This is a genomic window from Halomonas sp. KG2, from assembly GCA_030440445.1.
Lineage (GTDB): Bacteria > Pseudomonadota > Gammaproteobacteria > Pseudomonadales > Halomonadaceae > Vreelandella.
The window spans coordinates 867,547-885,887 of sequence record CP098528.1; the positions used below are offsets into that span (position 1 = coordinate 867,547).

18 protein-coding genes are annotated in these 18,341 nt (G+C 54.1%); 10 read left to right on the forward strand and 8 right to left on the reverse strand.

What is annotated here, in order from left to right; translation table 11 throughout:
• Positions 1-199 precede the first annotated feature (199 nt).
• A complete protein-coding gene (locus NDQ72_04105) occupies positions 200-964 on the forward strand; it encodes a CPBP family intramembrane metalloprotease (protein WKD29137.1) in 765 nt (254 codons plus the stop codon).
• 24 nt (positions 965-988) lie between these two features.
• Entirely contained in the window at positions 989-1,588 is a 600-nt protein-coding gene (locus NDQ72_04110; GenBank protein WKD29138.1) for a lysozyme inhibitor LprI family protein, read from the forward strand.
• 119 nt (positions 1,589-1,707) lie between these two features.
• Here the strand turns inward: NDQ72_04110 and NDQ72_04115 are convergent, their stop codons facing one another.
• The 3 genes from NDQ72_04115 to NDQ72_04125 form a co-directional block, all read right to left on the reverse strand.
• Complete coding sequence (locus NDQ72_04115) at positions 1,708-2,091, reverse strand: LysR substrate-binding domain-containing protein (GenBank protein WKD29139.1); 384 nt, start codon at positions 2,089-2,091, stop codon at positions 1,708-1,710.
• Positions 2,092-2,160: 69 nt separating this feature from the next.
• Positions 2,161-2,460, reverse strand: a complete 300-nt coding sequence (locus tag NDQ72_04120; protein WKD29140.1) for a type II toxin-antitoxin system RelE/ParE family toxin — start codon at positions 2,458-2,460, stop codon at positions 2,161-2,163.
• Positions 2,460-2,708 (reverse strand): type II toxin-antitoxin system ParD family antitoxin, encoded by a 249-nt coding sequence (locus tag NDQ72_04125; protein ID WKD29141.1) that lies wholly within the window; start codon positions 2,706-2,708, stop codon positions 2,460-2,462. The genes NDQ72_04120 and NDQ72_04125 overlap by 1 nt, the downstream gene beginning before the upstream one ends.
• 150 nt (positions 2,709-2,858) lie before the next feature.
• Between NDQ72_04125 and NDQ72_04130 the strand changes: the two genes are divergently transcribed.
• Complete coding sequence (locus tag NDQ72_04130; protein WKD29142.1) at positions 2,859-3,992, forward strand: Fic family protein; 1,134 nt, start codon at positions 2,859-2,861, stop codon at positions 3,990-3,992.
• Positions 3,993-4,138: 146 nt separating this feature from the next.
• Entirely contained in the window at positions 4,139-5,089 is a 951-nt protein-coding gene (locus NDQ72_04135) for a DUF808 domain-containing protein (GenBank protein ID WKD29143.1), read from the forward strand.
• Positions 5,090-5,272: 183 nt separating this feature from the next.
• On the opposite strand, the gene cml is transcribed toward NDQ72_04135, so the two are convergent.
• Both cml and NDQ72_04145 read right to left on the reverse strand, forming a co-directional pair.
• A complete protein-coding gene (gene cml / locus NDQ72_04140) occupies positions 5,273-6,466 on the reverse strand; it encodes a CmlA/FloR family chloramphenicol efflux MFS transporter (protein ID WKD30346.1) in 1,194 nt (397 codons plus the stop codon).
• 257 nt (positions 6,467-6,723) lie between these two features.
• Entirely contained in the window at positions 6,724-7,515 is a 792-nt protein-coding gene (locus NDQ72_04145; protein WKD29144.1) for a helix-turn-helix transcriptional regulator, read from the reverse strand.
• 107 nt (positions 7,516-7,622) lie between these two features.
• On the opposite strand from NDQ72_04145, the gene NDQ72_04150 reads away from it, so the two are divergent.
• Positions 7,623-8,432 carry a sulfite exporter TauE/SafE family protein gene (locus NDQ72_04150; GenBank protein ID WKD29145.1) on the forward strand — a complete coding sequence of 270 codons (810 nt, stop codon included), beginning with the start codon at positions 7,623-7,625 and terminating at the stop codon, positions 8,430-8,432.
• 214 nt (positions 8,433-8,646) lie between these two features.
• Positions 8,647-9,630 (forward strand): virulence protein RhuM/Fic/DOC family protein, encoded by a 984-nt coding sequence (locus NDQ72_04155; GenBank protein WKD29146.1) that lies wholly within the window; start codon positions 8,647-8,649, stop codon positions 9,628-9,630.
• Between the two features lie 38 nt (positions 9,631-9,668).
• On the opposite strand, the gene NDQ72_04160 is transcribed toward NDQ72_04155, so the two are convergent.
• Positions 9,669-9,965: a DUF1330 domain-containing protein gene (locus NDQ72_04160; GenBank protein ID WKD29147.1), complete on the reverse strand. Its 297-nt coding sequence runs from the start codon at positions 9,963-9,965 to the stop codon at positions 9,669-9,671.
• Positions 9,966-10,188: 223 nt separating this feature from the next.
• Between NDQ72_04160 and NDQ72_04165 the strand changes: the two genes are divergently transcribed.
• The 3 genes from NDQ72_04165 (at position 10,189) to NDQ72_04175 (ending at position 14,755) form a co-directional block, all read left to right on the forward strand.
• Positions 10,189-11,388, forward strand: a complete 1,200-nt coding sequence (locus NDQ72_04165) for a multidrug effflux MFS transporter (GenBank protein WKD29148.1) — start codon at positions 10,189-10,191, stop codon at positions 11,386-11,388.
• 239 nt (positions 11,389-11,627) lie between these two features.
• A complete protein-coding gene (locus tag NDQ72_04170) occupies positions 11,628-13,754 on the forward strand; it encodes a TonB-dependent siderophore receptor (protein ID WKD29149.1) in 2,127 nt (708 codons plus the stop codon).
• 209 nt (positions 13,755-13,963) lie between these two features.
• Positions 13,964-14,755: a PhzF family phenazine biosynthesis protein gene (locus NDQ72_04175; protein ID WKD29150.1), complete on the forward strand. Its 792-nt coding sequence runs from the start codon at positions 13,964-13,966 to the stop codon at positions 14,753-14,755.
• Positions 14,756-14,781: 26 nt separating this feature from the next.
• Here NDQ72_04175 and NDQ72_04180 read toward each other — a convergent pair whose 3' ends face one another.
• Entirely contained in the window at positions 14,782-15,963 is a 1,182-nt protein-coding gene (locus NDQ72_04180) for an AAA family ATPase (protein ID WKD30347.1), read from the reverse strand.
• A 26-nt stretch (positions 15,964-15,989) separates the two neighbouring features.
• Entirely contained in the window at positions 15,990-16,625 is a 636-nt protein-coding gene (locus tag NDQ72_04185) for a TetR/AcrR family transcriptional regulator (protein WKD29151.1), read from the reverse strand.
• Positions 16,626-16,805: 180 nt separating this feature from the next.
• Here NDQ72_04185 and NDQ72_04190 point away from each other — a divergent pair, with 180 nt between their 5' ends.
• The gene (locus tag NDQ72_04190) at positions 16,806-18,320 is read left to right on the forward strand and encodes an MFS transporter (GenBank protein ID WKD29152.1); all 1,515 of its coding nucleotides are present in this window, start codon (positions 16,806-16,808) and stop codon (positions 18,318-18,320) included.
• The last annotated feature ends 21 nt before the right edge of the window (positions 18,321-18,341 follow it).

The following is an 18,341-nucleotide window of genomic DNA, read 5'->3' on the forward strand; positions in this document are numbered from 1 at the left end:
GCCTTCCAAAAATCGACTTCAGCATCGATCTTCCCAGCCTACCACCGCCAGACATTTAAGAGTGGGACATATGATCCAGCGCCGATTAGGCTAAAACTGTGATAGTCACTCAGCAATATCGACGACATATGTTTAGGTTAGTTTTGAAAGGTAGCCTATCATCTCGAAATGCGGTGAATAGGTGAAAAGGTTTACGCCCATGAGTGTGAACGATCTTGCGGCCAACACTATGTTGTTCTTCGAGAGGCAAGACTTGGATCTGCCTTACTATCGGAGGTTTCCCAACGGCTTCAGCCTGACAGGCTGGGGTATCGTACTTGCAGCCGTCGCGGTCTCTTTCGTCGTGCTCATTGTCGCCCAGCAATTGTTCCACAGCGGCTTCGGCGGTTTCATCCCTCCGCTGTTGTTCGTCCTCATTCCTTTGGCTGCGGTCGCCGCAGTCGGCGGCTCCAAGGCGCCGTTCGCCTTGTTCCGGCCGCTTGGTCTTAGAGATATCGGACTCATCGTACTGTTCTTCTTGCTGAACGTAATCGTGACGATCGTCGTCGGCACCCTGATCAACAACGTGTTCCACACCGCGGCGAATCCGGCGGGGGACATGTTGACGACGGCATCTGGGCTAGACAAGGTCCTGTTCTTTGGCTGGAGTGCTGTTCAACTGTTGGGCGAAGAAATCTTTACCGTCCTGATTTTTCTCGGTAGCCTCGCGCTGCTGCACCGAGCCATGCCGCGTAAATCCGCTCTATGTCTCGCTGTGCTGGTTGCGTCGATCATCTTCGGGCTGGTTCACTTGCCGACGTATCAGGGGAACATGGCGCAGGCCGTTGCGCTCATTCCGATCCGAATCGTCCTGCTTTTGCCTTACCTTATCACCCGTAATATCTGGGCCTCGACCGGCACCCATATTCTGAACGACTGGACGACGTTCGGTATGGTTGTCTATGCCGGGATGCAGGCGGACTGAACCCCATCAAGAAAAGGAAAACCGATGAACATGCGATCCCTCTCGACCCTCACCTGCCTGGCGCTGGTGCCCGCTGTAGGACTGGCGCAAGAGGGGCCCTCCTTCGATTGCGCGCAGGCCGAAAGTTCTGCGGAAAAACTGATCTGTGAAGACACCGAGCTGGCCGCGCTGGATCGTCGTCTGGCCGACCGGTTCGCCGCCGCTGTCACTGCGGCGCAGGGTCTGGACGTGGGAGCCGATGAAACGACTGATACCCTGCGCGCCATGCAGCGCGGTTGGATCTCGGGCCGGGACGAGTGCTGGAAGGAGCCCGACCTCAGGGCTTGCGTCAAGACCGAGTATTTACAACGCGAGGCCGAGCTGGTGGCTGAACTGATGCTCGAGCCGCCGTCACAAACTCTCGAACTGGTCTGCGGTCAGCGGGCCCTAACTGTGGATACCTTCGCAACCGAGTTTTCCGGTATCCGAGTCGAAGAAGGCGACAGCGTTTACATCGGGGCGCAATTCGCTGCTGATACCCCCGGTACTTACTACCTGCGTAGCGCCGGAGGGCTGGTAATGGGCGACGGGGCACCGCGTGTCAGCGATGTCTATGGCAAGGAAACGACCTGCGAGATTCGCTGATCGGCCTCGCGTCAAACACTTGAGGGTTTCAAGAGGCCGTCTGATGACGGCCGGTACGGTTTAGTCTAAGGAGAAAGCTCAGTTCATGCCTTAGAACACAGCAGATTGGAACATTGATATTAAACCTGTCGGGGGTTAAGAGGTTTTCGCCCCCAGTGCAGGTCCAGAGCATCGCGTAACACCGTGAGCTTAGCCGAGCGTTGGCGTGATGGCGGGTACAGCAAATGAAACGGATACGCTTGCGGGCGGAATTCTGCTAAGACTTCTTTGAGTTCACCTCGTGCCAATTGAGTGCTCACCACGCAGCGCAGTACTTGTATTATGCCTAAGCCTTGAAGGGCGGCGTCGACCAATGGATCGCCATGGTCAAAGCACACGTTGCCAGTCAAATGTTGATACTCAGTACTTTTTCCGTCAATGCGAAAGCGCCATGGAACAGCGGCAGGCGTATTGGTGGGCGGCAGCGCCAACGGTCGGCTTGCTTGGAAGGATGCTAATGGCAAAACGCTGAAGGCTATTCAGGATGTGCGCTTGGCAAACATTTAAGTAGGCCGTCGTTAAACTATTTTGGCTCATTCAGGCAGAAAATATGAAACGATATCCATCTCTTTGTGAGGAATGCCAATGATTTCAATACATTCCTGGCCGATAAGATAAAAGATAACGTGCTGGTCCTGAGGGTAGCTGTAATAACCCTCGCTAACATCCGAGCGGTGCTTTCCCAACTGGGGATTTTCTGTGAGCCAGTGAAACCGTTTTTCAAAATTCTTTAGATAGGTATTTCGTTGGTTCTTGCCCCATTGCCACTCCGTATAGCGGCCGATATTTTTTAAATCGTCTCTTGCCCTTGGCGTGATACGGAAGCTGAGCATTACGTTTCACTATCCAAATCGTTGATTAATGCATCCATCGAAAAATCATCCACGAATTCACCGGTTCTTGCTTGCTCTGCACCTTGGGCCAAGTGAGTTCGAAGCGCTTCAAGTTTGCTTTTGCGCTCTTCCATTGCACGTAACGCATCACGCACAACCTCACTTGCCGAGCCGTAGCGTCCGCTAGAGACTTCGTTTCTGATAAAGACTTCCCAGTGCTCCCCTAAGCTAAGACTGGTGGTAGCCATGATTTGCTTCCTATATTCAAAAGTCACAAATATGAACATAGGTATGTTTGACAAGAAAGACAAGACTCACAAGCTCTCTGACTAGCCTATGAGCCGAATATCAACCATAATCGGCTCATAGTATGATCTGAATAGGCGGGCAATCGGCTCATGTATATCTGGGAACAGCGAAATTGGCCGCGTTTTGAGTGGGATGAGTCTGTTCTTCGGCCTACGTTGGATGCCTTGCGGTTACTGCAGGGCCGGGTGTTGGGTAAAACAGAGGCTGTCCACGGTCAGGCCGATTTGGATGTGGAGATGGATGCACTGATCCAGAATGCGATTCGTACCAGCGAAATCGAAGGTGAGCGCCTGGATGTTGGTTCCGTGAGGTCTTCCGTTGCGCGCCAGCTGGGTTTAGAACAGGCCGGTGTCTCCGGCAGAACAACACCGGAATCTCAAGCACTGGTCGAGCTATTGCTGCAATCCACGCATCAATTGGATGAGCCGCTTTCCCGCGAACAGTTGTGCCTCTGGCAATCCATGCTGTTTGTGCAAGGCCCCGGCGTGCTTGGCAATGTACGAGTAGGCGAGCTGCGTGGGGATCACCCCATGCAAGTGGTGTCGGGGCGTCTTGATCAACCTAATGTGCATTTTGAAGCTCCGCCCCGTGGGCAGTTGGAGACTGAGCTGGATGCCTTTATTACTTGGTTCAACCATCCGCCGCAGGGGCTTGATGGGCTGGTTCGCGCGGGCATTACCCATCTATGGTTGATTACCTTGCACCCCTTTGATGATGGCAATGGGCGCGTCACTCGTGCAGTCACCGATCGGGCGCTCGCGCAGGCAGAGCGGCAATCGGTGCGTTTCTACTCTCTAAGTGCAGCGATCATGTCGCGTCGTAGAGCTTACTACGATTATCTCGAAAGCACTCAGAAAGGCAGCCTAGATATTACGCCGTGGTTGTTGTGGTTTCTGGATACGCTGAAAGAGGCACTCGAGCAGGCGCTGTTAAGAATCGACCGTGTGTTAATGAAAGCCACCTTCTGGCAGCGCCATGCCACTACCGTGCTGAACGAACGGCAAATCAAGGTGCTGAACCGCTTATTGGATACAGTAGGGGAAGAGTTTGAGCAGGGCATCAATGCTCGTAAGTACCAATCGTTGGCCAAAGTGAGTAAAGCCACCGCAACGCGGGATTTGGCCGAGCTGCTGGAAAAAGGCTGCCTTTCCAAGCTTCCCGGCGGTGGGCGCAGTACGCGCTATACGGTGTTACTTAGGCAAGCTTATGAAGGCACGCAGTAAGTAGTGGACTTTGTCAGTGAGGCCATATCGCTTGCAATGAAAATCGACCTATAGCAAGTGAATGCTTTTGCCTCAAGGCACTTTGAAGGTAACTCACCCGCTGTATGCTTTACTATCTGCACCTGTTATTCACGGAGGAAGCATCCATGGCCATAGGCGGCTTGATAGGATTACTGGATGACATTGCCGCATTGGCGAAGTTGACCGCAGCATCACTGGACGATGTGAGTGCCGCCGCAGGGCGTGCGACGGCGAAGGCGGCCGGGGTGGTGGTCGATGATACGGCGGTGACGCCGCAATATTTGCAGGGGGTGACAGCGGAGCGTGAGCTGGCGATTGTGAAGCAGATCGCGCTGGGGTCGATCCGCAATAAGCTGATTTTTATCCTGCCGGTGGCGCTGCTGCTGAATTACTTTCTGCCCGCGCTACTGCCGATCATCCTGATGGTGGGCGGCACTTACCTAGCCTTTGAAGGCGCGGAGAAGGTCTGGCATAAGCTATCCGGTCAGCATGACGACGAAAAACCAGCGGTAGAGAAGGGGCCGGAAGCCGAGAAAAAGATCGTGAGTGGTGCCGTTCGCACCGACCTGATTCTGTCTGCTGAAATCATGGTAATCGCGCTTGCCACGGTCTCCCATCAGGGATTCTGGTCACAGATGGCGAGCCTGGTGGTGGTGGCGTTTGTTATCACGCTGCTGGTGTATGGCGTGGTGGCGCTGTTGGTCAAGATGGATGATATCGGCCTGAAACTTGCCCAGCGGAATAATTCGGGAATTCAGGCCTTGGGCCGTGGGCTGGTGACGGCCATGCCCAAGGTGCTAGCGACCATCTCGGCCGTGGGCACCGTCGCCATGCTCTGGGTAGGTGGGCATATTCTGATGGCCAATCTGGGTGCCGATGGAACGGGTTGGTTCAACGCGCCCTATGCGTGGGTACACCATGTCGAGCACGGCATTGCCGAGGCAACCGGTGCCTTGGGCGGTTTGCTGGGCTGGAGTTTCAATACGCTGTGTTCTGCGGTGATTGGCTTGCTGGTAGGCTCAGTAGTGGTGGGTGTGTTGCACCTTATGCCGACTAAAAAGGTACACGCCGACTAGGCGCCTGCCATCATGATCGGCACGCTCGAAGTGACAATCGAAGTGAGAAAGCTAGTGGCGGTGATGGTGGGCGAGCTAACGGCTCAGGCCATTCATTTTGGAACGAATGGCCTGAAAAGATAAGCAGTACTTCAGAGAGAATTACCGCAAACCTGCATTGGCGTTAGGGCTGATTGAATCAACCTACCTCTGCTGTTTATATCGCGCTAGTCCTATAAGCATAGCGAGTGTCATCGCTGCCATGCCGCCAGTATAGGCGATAAGTGGCCAAGCGCTGCTTCCATCAAGTGCTATCACTGCCCCTGTGCCTATCACACCGACGATAAGGCTCTGAACGCAGAAGTGCAGGGCAACAGCAGTACCTGCCATCTCGCTGAATTCATGAAGCGCACCATTGGCTGTCACCGATGTTGTGAACACGATACCGACCGCAACCAGCCACATGGGTGACACGAAAGACCAGATGCTGGGTGTCAGGAAGATCTCGCCCACCCCAAGCAAGATCGCACTGAAAAGTAGCATTAGCATGCCACGAGCCACGCAGCCAGGGATTCCCCAGCGTGCCACGAAGCGCTTGGCGAAGCGTGTTGTGGCAATCATCACGATAGCTACCGTGGCGAAGGCAACGCTAAAACCCAGTTCAGAGAAGCCAGCCCCTTCGATGAGTACCCGTGGGGCGGTAGAAAAGAACACAAAGAAAGCCCCCATCGCAGTGCCAAAAGCCAGCGTATAAACCCAGAAGCAAGGGCTCTTAAGCACTAAGCTAAAATCGGCTCTGCTGGAGTGTTCTCTGCTTTTTCGTGTCTCATGCCATTTTGGTAATACGAAGGGGAGCGCTATGAGTGCAGAGAAACAAAGGGCAAGAAATATGCCTTCCCAGCCGAAATAACGCGCAATTAAGGCTCCTGCAATGGGGCCGAACGCGGGAACGAAAGCCAACATCGCGTTCATTAAGCTGTAGATAACTGCGCTCTCGGGGGTATCTGCATAAACGTCGCGCACCGTTGCGAAAACGGCCACTAGCATCGCGGCCGCCCCAGCAGCCTGTACTAGTCGTAGTAAAACGAAAAGCCAAGCTGACGTGGTAACCGCGAGTGCCAATGAAGTTGCAGCGAATACGAATACCCCGCCAATCAGAATCGGGCGCCGACCAAAGCGGTCTGAAAGCGGCCCGAATATAATCTGACCGACGCCAAGCATAATCATGTAGAGGGTAAGCGTTAGCTGAACTGCCTCGGGCGTTGTGCCGAGAATCGCTGGCATAGCGGGCACAATCGGCAGGTAAATGTCCATGCCGAGAGACGCGAGAATATTAAAGGGAGCCAGCAAAACCAGCGCTACCGGCAGGCTGTAAGTCCACAGCCGAGGATGTTTAATAGGCACGATAAAATCTCCGCGCAAATAAGATGATTTGGCGGCGGCCTACATGTAAGGAAGTGGTTTAAGCAGGCTGCCGCAACAACGAGAAAGCAGTGTTGCTGCGGCTTAGTGGTCTGACTTTTTTGAATCCATATATCGGTGCTTCATGACTGGCTTAACGACATTAACAGCTTAACAGGAATAAGCAGCGCAGGGCTATTTCATCCTTGAGCCGAATAAAAAGCCTATTCGGCTCAATTTGTGATCCGAATATATCATTTTAAGGCACCGTCCTCTTTTAACGCCTCCCGAACGAAAGCGCTGGGCGATTGGCCGAGCACCTTGCGAAACATGCTGGAGAAAGCGGCTGGGCTGTCGTAGCCGAGTTCCAGCGCGGTTTGGGTAACGGAACTGCCGGACAGTAGCCTGGGAATAGCCGCCATCAGGCAGGCCTGTTGGCGCCATACGCCAAAGGAGAGCCCGGTTTGTTGACGGAACAGGCGGTTGAAGGTGCGCTGACTGCAATGCAACTGCCGGGCCCATTCATCAGGCGGCGTGTGAATGTTTGGTTGGCCGAGAAACGCTCTGCACAGGTTGGCGAGTGGAATATCGTGGGGCAGGGGCGCAAACAGCGGCAAGGCCTGAGCCCGTTCCAGTTCGTATAGAAATAGTTGCGCCAGGGCACCATCGCGGCCGTTTTCGTCATAGCGCGCGGGGATGTGGGCGGAAGCCAGCAGTAGGTGGTGCAGGAGAGGCGTCACGACCAGCACCTCGCAGCTGGGCGAAGCGCGTGGCGCGACGTGGGGCTCGATATACAGGCTTCGGGTGCTCACTCCATTCATACGCACCTGATGGCGCTTGCCCGCAGGCAGCCAGACGCCGCTGTAGGGTGGCACCATCCAGGTGCCGTCATCCGTATTGACTTCCATCACGCCGCTCATGCCATAGAGAAACTGGGCACGCCGATGGGTATGGAAATCGAGGAGGGTGCCGGGGCGGTAATCAGTACCGATGGCCACTATGGGCCGTGCCACATGATCCACATCTGAAAGAGGCGTATTGAGCATTAGCGTGAACCTGGCTGAAACGCGTTGATGGTTGTCCGAATGACGAATGTCGGCCAATCCTCGCCAGCATATAGTGCCTGCTGTTTCGTTTCATCAGGAGAGTGCCGGTGTATAGCGTATTGCTTCTTTGTGGCGGGTTGGCCGGAGTGACCACCGTGTTGTTCGGTTTCGGCGGTGGGTTTGTGGTGGTTCCTTTGCTGTATACCCTGCTGATGGCCGTCCATGGGCTGGATAGTGGCATCGGTCAGGCGGCTATGCATATCGCGGTGGCTACCTCGACGGCGTTGATGGTCTTTGCTGCTTCACTGTCTACATGGCGTCACCATCAACTGCAGACTGTGCCGTGGCATCTGGTGCGTCCGTTGGTGGGCTATATCGCCATTGGGGCTGTGCTGGGCGCGGCGGCGGCCGTGTTGTTAAGTGGCGAGTGGGTGCGCTGGGCATTTATAGGCTATTTGGCCCTCACGATTATGGATGCCGTGCTGCGGCCCGGTTTTCTGCATCAAGCGGAGAGCGAGGTGCGCCCTATGGGGCGTGGGGTAACGGCGATGACAGGGACATTGATTGGCGCGGTGGCCGCCTTGCTGGGTGTTGGCGGCAGTGTGATGACCGTACCGCTCATGCGCCGTAGAGGCGCGAGCATGACGGCAGCCACCGCCATGGCCAACCCGTTATCGTTGCCCATGGCGGTAAGTGGCACCGCGACGTATGTGTTGCTGTCGGCAAATCACCCCGCGCTGGGGGACTGGTATGCCGGTTATGTGGATCTGCGCGCCTTGCTGGTACTCGCAGTGGGCTCATGGCTCGGCATCCGACTGGCATCGACTTGGATCGGGCGTATCCCTGAGCGTATTCATGCCAGGGTATACCTGCTACTGCTGACCATGGTGCTGGTGGTGATGATTTTTGTGAGTTGAAACGCCCAGATTTACTTGGCAGAATCATGGCGATATTTTGCTGTATAAATAAACAGCTTTTGTGGTAAGTTTTACTTAATCTCTGATTGTGGGCGCGCTTGAATCTCTCTTTTAGTATGGAAAGGTGACTACTGCCGTATTGAGTGCTGCTTGCTTGGGAGGTGCTTGTTTTAAAGACATAAAGCGTTTGATGTAAACCAGGGAGGCAGCACTCATGAATGATCAGCAAATACAGATATTCACCAGCGAAGATGGGCAATCACACCTCGAGGTAACGCTGGAACAAGAGACCGTTTGGTTAAGCCAGGCGCAGATGTGTGAATTATTTGGGCGTGAGCGTTCTGTCATTACGAAGCACATTCGCAATGTTTTTAAAGAAGGGGAGTTAGAGCGAAATTCAGTATGTGCAAAATTTGCACATACTGCTGAAGATGGCAAATCTTATCAGGTTGATCACTTCAATCTTGATGTCATTATTTCAGTTGGCTACCGCGTTAAATCTCCGCGTGGCGTACAGTTTCGCAAGTGGGCTACAGATGTTCTCAAACGATATTTGATTCAAGGCTATACCTTAAACCAGCGCCGCCTAACTGAGCGTGGCATAGAGTTTGAGCAGGCGGTGAGTTTGCTCAGCCGAACCCTGACCAATCAAGGCTTGGTTTCAACCGAAGGCGAAGCGGTTGCCCGTGTGATTAGCGATTACGCCCGCTCCTGGAGTTTGCTACAGGGCTACGATGAGCAGCAGTTGGCGGAAGTGGGCATCAAACAGCCGGGTATGCAGCCTTTAGGATTGGAAGAGGCACTTCAGGCCATTGGTGAGTTGAAACAGACTCTGATTGGCAAGGGGGAGGCCACCGAGCTATTCGGTCAGTTGCGGGGTGACGGTCTGACGTCCGCCCTGGCCACCATTGAGCAAGGCTTTGGGGATGAGCTTTTTTACCCTAACGTCGCCACCCGCGCCGCGCACCTGCTTTACTTTGTGATCAAGAATCACCCTCTGGCCGATGGCAACAAACGCTGCGGCTCGTTTCTATTCTTGTGGTACCTGCGCCGCAACGCCGCGTTGCTGGCAAAGCCAGTAGAGCAACTGATTAATGACAATACCCTAGTGGCCCTGGCCCTATTGGTGGCAGAAAGCCTACCGGATCAGAAAACGCTGATGATTCGACTGATCGAACATTTCATCTTGTTGCGATAGCTGTACCCCTCGCTGGCGACCCGCAGGGGCTTTGACCATTAAGCCTCTGCTATTCCATCCACTAGAAAAACGCGATAGTCGGCACCTTGGAAACGGTGTTTGCGGGCTTCCTGATAGGCGGGGCTTTCGTACCAGGCGCGGGCGGCGGCCATGTCGGGGAAGCGTAGAATCACCGCACCTTCCATGGCGCTTCCTTCTAGCACCTCAAAATCACCATAAAAGGCGAGCGGCTGTGGGTCGTGGCCTTCGCGGGCGGCTTTGGCCTTTTCGCTGTAGCGCTTCATTTCTTCGTTGTCGTGAGTGTGTTCACGGGTTAGTACGATGTAGGCGGGCATTCGGCTCTCCTCGTTGGTATTAAATGCGCTATGCAATCATACCTGTTGTTGCTTGGGCGCTGTCCACTTACTCTCATAGCCTTACTCTCAAACCCCAGCTCTCAAAACCTTGCTCCCAAAGCCCCATTAGCAAACCACCTACCTATTCGATTGCCTTGATAGCAACTGTCGGTATCATATTGTGGGTGTTGTCTATCATTACGCCCCTTTACCGCGAGCTTCTATGACCCAATCTAAAACGCCGTTCATTGTGGTGCTGAGCTTGGCATTGACCATGATGCTGGGCCCGTTTTCCATGGATACGTACCTGCCGGCTTTTCCGGTTATTGGCGAATCGCTGGGAGTTTCTCAGCAGGCGGTGTCGCTGAGCGTTTCAGTGTATGTCTTCGCGATGGCGTTTGGTCAGTTAATCGGCGGTGCGCTTTCAGACCGCTTCGGGCGCCAGCGGGTGTTGATGAGCGGCCTGGCGATTTTTGCGCTCTCAAGCATTGTCATTGGTATGGCGGATTCTTTGAACACGCTGCTCGTCGGGCGAGCTGTTCAGGCCCTTGGCGCTGGCTTTACTCTGGTATCTGTGCCGGCGTTGGTGCGCGACCGGGTGGCGGGCCGCGATGCCGCGAAACTGTTTTCGATGATGGGCTTTATCATGGTGCTGGCGCCTGGCATTGCGCCGAGCGTGGGCAGTGCGATTCTGGCGTTGGGTTCCTGGCACTATATCTTTTTCGCCTTGGCGGTATACGCGGTGCTGCTGGTACCGTTGTTGGTGCGGGTGCTTTTTACCGGTACGGGTAAGGTGTCTCGAGCGAAAAGCCCTAAGATGAGCCTGCTGGCGCGTTACAAACTGGTACTGTCGACAAAGCCAGCCCTGCCGTTCATCGTTTGGCAGGCTGCCTCATTTTCTACTCTGATGATGTTTATCACCTATGCATCATTTATCTATCAGGGGCATTTCGGCCAGTCGCCTTCAAGCTTTTCGATGCTGTTTGCGGCGAATATCGTCGCGATGCTTATCTTCAATATTCTCAATCGCGTGTTGCTTTCCAGGCTATCGTCACTGCGTATCCTGCAGCTGGCAACGGGCTGTCAGGGTGTTGGCATACTGTTGTTGGTGATGGCGGCTTTTATGGAGTGGCCGCTGTACGCTTTCTTGCCCGCCATGATGCTGACCATCGGTGCGGTAGGGGCGATCTCGCCGAATATTCAGGCCTGCTTTTTGGAGTACTTTCCCACCAGTGGCGGGACGGCCGCAGCGCTTCTGGGTGCGGCCCAGTTCGGTGTTGCCGGGCTGCTGAGCGCACTGTCTGCCATGTTGCCGCATACGCTTGAAGCGGTCATCCTGGCCATGGCCGCCTGTGGCTCGGTAGCGTACCTGATGCTTGCCCGCTCTATCATCAAAGGGCGTGCCGCTGTCGAGGAAAACTGAGCCAGAAGGTACGTAAGCACTTGCCAAAAGCCCCGTGTTGTCCAAAACATGGGGCTTTTTTATTTCGTGAACATGTGTTGCTGGCGGGTTGTCAATATGGCCAACTTTTAAAATAAATGATTATGATTGGCATTAGCGCTATTGACTCCGTGCTACCCCCTTTGGATACTCTCCCGGCCTTTCAAAAAAAAACCACGAAGCGAGCAGGGTAGGTTTATGTATTTCAAGGGGTCTTCAACATGATTGATAGCCGTAGCACAGCCCGGCGCAACGCAAATTGGTTACGGTGGCAGCAGGCCACTACCGCCATTCTGTGCGGCACGACGCTGGTGACTATTCCCATGATCGGGAATGCGCAGGAGACAGGCGAAGGCGTTGACGATAATGAGGACTATCGCCTTGCTCCTATTATCGTCAACGCTCAGGCCTACGCTGATGATGATGCCAATTCGATAGTGGCTCAGGAGCTATGGGTCGGCGGTAAGGTAGCTACCAGTATCCTCGATACCCCCGCCTCCGTGTCGGTCGTCACTGAGAAGGAGATCGAGCAGCGCAACGCTTCTACTACCGAGGAAGTGCTGCAATATACGCCAGGCGTTCTCACCGATTATTACGGCACCGATGATCGTAACGACTACTTTAAAATTCGCGGATTTCAGGCGACCACCTACCGTGATGGACTAACGCTAGGCTCAATGCGCGGTGTGCGTGAGGAACCCTATGCCTACGAGCGCGTTGAGGTGTTGCGTGGCGCCAACTCCACCCTGTTTGGCCCGGCGGATCCGGGCGGTTCGGTCAACTTCGTGAGTAAACGGCCACGCTTTGAGCGTTTTGGAGAGGGCTATCTCTCCTACGGTTCATTTGATGCAAAAGAGGCCGGTGTTGATGTGGGGGACACGCTGAACGCTGACGAGACAGTGGCCTACCGTTTTACCAGCACCATCCGGGACAGCGATCGCGAATACGATCACTCCAAAGACAACAATGGTTTCCTGATGGGAGGCCTGACCTGGGAGCCGACGGCGTACACCTCGGCAAGCGTTATCTTCGATTACCTGAAGCGTGACGACACCCCTAATAGCGGCGGTTATCCGCTTGATCGGGAGTACGACCGCAGCGAGTTCTTTGGCGAGCCCGGCTTTAACTATCATGACGTCGAGCGTACCAGTCTCACCGGGCAGTTCACTCATGATTTCAACAACGGGCTGACGCTGCGGGGGAATCTACGCTACAGCGACCTGACCGACGACTTCGGTTACGTTTATATCACTGACTCTGCGTCGCGCGTTGGCAGCGTGGTAGATCGCGACTACTTTGGTACCGACAACGAAGCCCAGGAGTTGATCGGCAACGCTATCCTGCAATACGACGCCCGCTTTGATCAGGTCGATAGCAGCACGCTCGTGGGTATCGAGTATCGTGATGCCTCAACCGAAGACCGTTCGTTTTACGGCGATGCGACCTCCATTGATATCGCAAATCCCGTCTTTAGCGGTGCCCCAAGTAGCCTGAATGTCTATAGCCGCAACAAGCAGGACTTCACCACCGAGTCGGTTTTCCTGACACAGAATTTGTCCTTCTATGACCGCTTCATCGTGACAGCGGGCGTGCGCAACGACTCAATGGATGTCTCAAGTACCAACATGGAGGGCGTTACCGATTCCGATGATTTCTCGGAGACCTCATTCCGTGGTGCACTGACCTATCGCGTCACCGACGAAATTTCTACCTATGTCAGCATGGTGGAGTCGGTCGCACCGCCCACGATTGGCGTCGATCCCGAGCGGGGCGAGCAGTACGAAATTGGTGCGAAATATTCTCCCTTTGGTACGAATGCGCTGTTTTCGGCGGCCATCTATGACCTGACCAGGGATGACGTCACCATCTCGGTTGTACAGGACAATGGCGTTATCGAGCGGGAAACCGTGGGTGAGTCCCGCGTACGGGGGCTTGATTTGGAAGCCAAGGCTGAGTTGACCGATAGCTTTAGCGTAGCCGGTGGTTACTCCTATATGGAGTCGGAAGTGGTGCGCGACAGCAACGCCTCCAGAGAAGGTAACGAGTTCACCGCGGCACCTAAACATACGGCGTCGCTGTGGGGCTACTATACCTTGCCACGCCAGGATATGAGTGTTGGCCTCGGCGCCCGTTATGTTGGCTCCTACTACTTTGATACTGCCAATACGTCAAAGAGCAGTGCAGCAACGCTCTTCGACGCGGCTTTCAGCTACCAGCTCACCAAAGACGCCGACCTAGCCGTTAATGTCAGTAACTTGCTCGACGAGCAACACGTGGTTGGTTCAAGCACGGCTGATTACTATAATCCGGGGCGCGAAATCAGTACGAAAGTGAGCTATCGCTGGTGATATAATTTCGTCTATATCCCAGCAATCGCAAAATGCCCCGACTTGGTTCGGGGCGTTTTGGTATCGGGCCAGTTCCCTGTGTGGCATAGAGTTCGAGCAGTTGTGACATCTGCTGAGTCTCACTCCGCCAATCAAGGCTTGGTATCATCGTGGGCAGGCTTTAATGCGATCTCTTAAATGACCCCTAATGTTAGAAAAGGCTGGCTGTAATGAATATTGATCTTTACCAGGTAGATGCGTTTGCCTCTAAACCGTTTGAAGGTAACCCTGCGGCGGTTTGCCCTCTGGAAACGTGGTTGGATGATGCGTTGTTGCAGGCAATCGCCACGGAGAACAACCTCTCTGAAACCGCCTTCTTTGTGCCGACCGAGTCTGGCTATCACCTACGCTGGTTTACCCCTTCTGTAGAAGTAGATTTGTGTGGTCATGCCACGCTGGCGGCGGCGTGGGTGATTTTTAATGCGCTGGGCGATAGCGCTGAAACACTGCAGTTCGAGACCCGCAGTGGGCAGCTTTTAGTGCAGCGTGACGGCGACGAGCTGGCGATGGATTTTCCCGCAAAGGTAGTCGAACCCTTGGCGATGGAAGCTGAGGTAAAGGCAGCGCTAGGGATTAACGAGATCGAAGAGCTGCTGATATCTGACGATATCGTGGTGGTGGTTAACGATGCGCAGTTGATTGAATCGCTAACGCCGGATATGCAGCAATTGAAGCACCTCCCAGGGCGCGGCATTGTCGTTACCGCGAAAGGCAGCGATGTAGACTTTGTCTCCCGTTGGTTCGGCCCCAAAGTCGGTGTGGAAGAAGACCCCGTTACTGGCTCGGCGCATACCTCGCTTGCGCCTTACTGGGCGAAAAAACTGGGTAAACGGCAGCTTACTGCACGCCAGGGTGGAGCCCGCAAAGGTGCGCTGAGCTGCGAGATAGAAGGCGACCGCGTGATTATCAAAGGCCGCGTTGCGCCTTACTTGAAAGGGGTGATTACGCTGCCCAGCTGCTAGGCCGCTTACCGCGCCGTTTCTCTTGTTTAATCCATCCAATGCCAGGGTGGTTCGTCCAACCATCCCTGGCCGAGGATAACGGTCTCGCCAAACTCTTTATTCAGAGCAATCGCGTTACAGGCAGCCTCTTTTTCCAAAGTGGCCACCAAGCGTGGCGCGTGGGAGACCACCCACACTTGGGTTTCCTGCGATGCGCGAATAATCAGGCGTCCTAGGGCAGGCAGCAGATCCGGATGCAAGCTGGTTTCCGGTTCGTTTAACACTAATAGGGAGGGCGGACGAGGGGTAAGCAGTGCCGCCACCAGCAGTAGATAGCGAAGCGTTCCGTCGGATAATTCCGACTGGTTTAAGGGGCGTAGTAGCCCATCCTGAAGAAATTGTAATAGGAAGCGGTTACCGGCGTCGGCTGCAAAATTGATGGTTGCACCGGGAAAGGCGTCTTCAATCGCCTCGTACAACGCTTCTCTGTCGCCAATCTCGTGGATGGTTCGTAATGCGGCCACTAGGCTGTGGCCATCGTGATCCAGCACCGGGGTGCGGGTACCAATCTGTGGTGTGCGGATAATAGATTGCGAATCGGTTCGGAACTGATCATAGAAGCGCCAACTACGAATGGCTTGCCGGACCGCATGAACCTCAGGTACGGCGATCGGGTCACTGATTTCGTTCAAAATGCTTTCGTAGCTATTGAGATGGGCGTCGTAAACCTGCCATTTGCGGCCAACACGCACTTTCACCACTGATCCGACTCGGTCGATCAGGCAACTGCTGGGGCGGCAGACGTCGCCAGCCCAGATACACTCGCGCTTTATCTCGGGGTCGAACTGGAACATGGAAGGGTCCCCGTAGCCAGCAAACCCCTGCGGCGCGGGCATTCCCAGTGAAATGGCGTAACCAAAGTCTTCACCCACAAAACCCAGCCTAAGGCGGGGATTGTTTCTCTTGGCGGAGCCTTCAATGGGCGCAGTGCCATCTTTCATGCTTTTGGTGAGTTTTTCCGGGCCAGCCCAAAAGGTGTAATCAAGCCCGCCTTCCTGGGCAATCGATGAGATCAAATTGCCTTTAGCCGTCTCTGCCAGTAGCCGCAGCGATTTATACAGGTTGGATTTTCCACATCCGTTGGGCCCGGTAACCACATTGAGACCTGTTAGGGGAGAGACAACGTTTTTCAGACTGCGATAGTTGGATACGGCAAAGGCGTTAATCATAGGTGCTGAGAGCCGCGATAAAAAGTTTACCTGGCTGTCTTTTCCGGAGGGGGCAGCATACGCAGACAAGCATCTGCCACTTGGTGTGCAAAGCGTGCACGGTCGTTAGCCTTGGCTGCAATGATATCGTCTGTGGCGCCATGCACCCCTGAATAAATAACCAGAGCCACTACCCTTGGTTCCTCCACTCGCCAGGTGCCCGCCAATTGTCCACCTTCAATGATGTCTAGCAGTTGATCAAGAAGGGCGTTCCTGGCTTGGTTAGAACGATCATGATGGTGATGGTTGGTGTAGACGATGTCGTGCGTTCGGTATGTTTGTGCATACACGTCGACGCTGACTTCAATCCATGTTCTCAATCGCTGCAGCCAATCGTGGTCTGGGCAGGCATCCAGGGCTTTCTGGAGGCGCGCTAGAAAGTCAGCCGTGTACCGTTCACCCAAAGCAACCAGCATGTCGTTCTTGGATGAGAAGTAGTGATAGAACGTGCCTTTGGCAACTTGGGCTTCCTTAACAATTTCGTTGATTGTTGTGGCTTCAACGCCTTTGGCCAAGAAGAGCTTTTCGGCGGCAGTCATCAGCTCATTTAGGCGAATTTCGGCTGGTTTGGTTCTTGGCACTTTAGCTGCCTGCGGCGTTGGCTTCGTTGTCTTATGATCCATTATGTCGATTTTTAACTCTTGGTTGGCTTCAACATCCCTTAGAAAATACGGCCTAGTTTAGGCGAGCTAAGGCTCAGAGCATAGGCGATCGATACTGTATAAGTCATTGACCGACGGTCGGTCGATTTGTATGCTTAAGCAAAGAGCACGCAATTTTCTATCTCACCGTAAGGAACTGTCATGCAGCCTTCTCGCCGCTACGGCGCATTGTGCGCTGTTTGTCTTGGAAGCTTTATTGCCACACTTGATATCAGCATCGTCAACGTGGCACTCCCTACCATGCAGACGGCATTACGCACCGATATCGTAGGGCTGCAGTGGGTAGTCAACGCTTATGCGATCTGCCTATCTGGGTTCATGCTGTCTGCGGGTCCAATAGCGGATAGGTATGGTCAAAAGCGCGCTTGGCTCAGTGGTGGTGTCATCCTGTTCACACTGGGCTCGGTACTGTGCGGCTGGGCGCCGTCATTGCCGGTGTTGCTGGTGGGTAGGGCCATCCAGGGAACTGCAGGCGCTTTCCTGATCTGTGGTGCTATGCCTATTCTTACCTCTGCCTTTCCCAATCCAAAGGAGCGTTCGCACGTAATCGGTGTTTGGTCAGCCTCCAACGCCTTGGCGCTAATCCTGGGGCCGTTATGCGGGGGGCTATTGCTGCATCATTTTGGCTGGCAGAGCATTTTTTTGATTAATCTTCCTCTGGGGATATTGGTCGTTGTGCTAGGCATGTACGGCATTACCGAGCGTAAGTATCCCGAGCACGCTGCACGTGATCCGTTGGGCCAAGTTCTCAGTGTGGTAGCCCTGGGCGCATTGGCGTTTGGCATGATTGAGGCAGGGAATAATTTCACAATGGGGGGCATTGCATTGATTGTCGCCGCGATCAGCTTTGTTCTGTTCGCGGTGGTAGAAAGTCGAGTAGAACGGCCTTTGCTGCCGATAGCCCTTCTGCAGGAGCGCGCTTTTTTAGTGGCGAATTTCGCCTCGTTCATATTGGGATTTTCTTACTACAGCAGCCTGTTCTTTTTCTCGATTTTTCTCCAGCAGATTCAGCATTGGTCGCCTGTTGAGGCTGGCTGGCGCATGATGCCGCAATTTGTCATGACGCTGTGTGTTTCTCTGCTATTTGGAAGATTAAATAAGCTGATTCCCCTGCAGCGGTTAACGGCAGTTGGCTACGGCTTCGCTGGGCTTGCTTTGCTATTAATGGCAACGGCCACGGCACAAACACCTTACTGGATTGTGGGGGGATGGTTTGCGTTACTCGGTATCGGGGTGGGGCTGGCAGTTCCTGCCACTAGCATTGCCGTGATGAGCCTGGCACCGGCCAAACTATCGGGAGCCGCCTCTGCAACAATGAATGCACTCCGCCAAGCTGGCATGACAATTGGTATTGCGCTGCTTGGTACACTAATGAGTGAACGGGCAATTGATGTTTTTGCCTCTGCTTCTGCCGTAGTTGAGAGAGGAGTTGATAAAGGAGTGGGTAGTGTGGAACAGATTGCGCGCGAGGCTATTACTCAGCACGTATTCCCCAACACCTCAATCGCTCTTCAAGACCTTTTTACCCGCGCGATGGAAAGTGGTTTTCATTTGGCAATGTTGTTGGCAGGGCTCGCCTGTTCTGGCGTACTAAGTTTGCTGCTCATGGGTAATATTCATGCAGGCCAACGATATAGCCCTGGTTCCAGTCCATAGATGACACTGTAACTTCCTCTA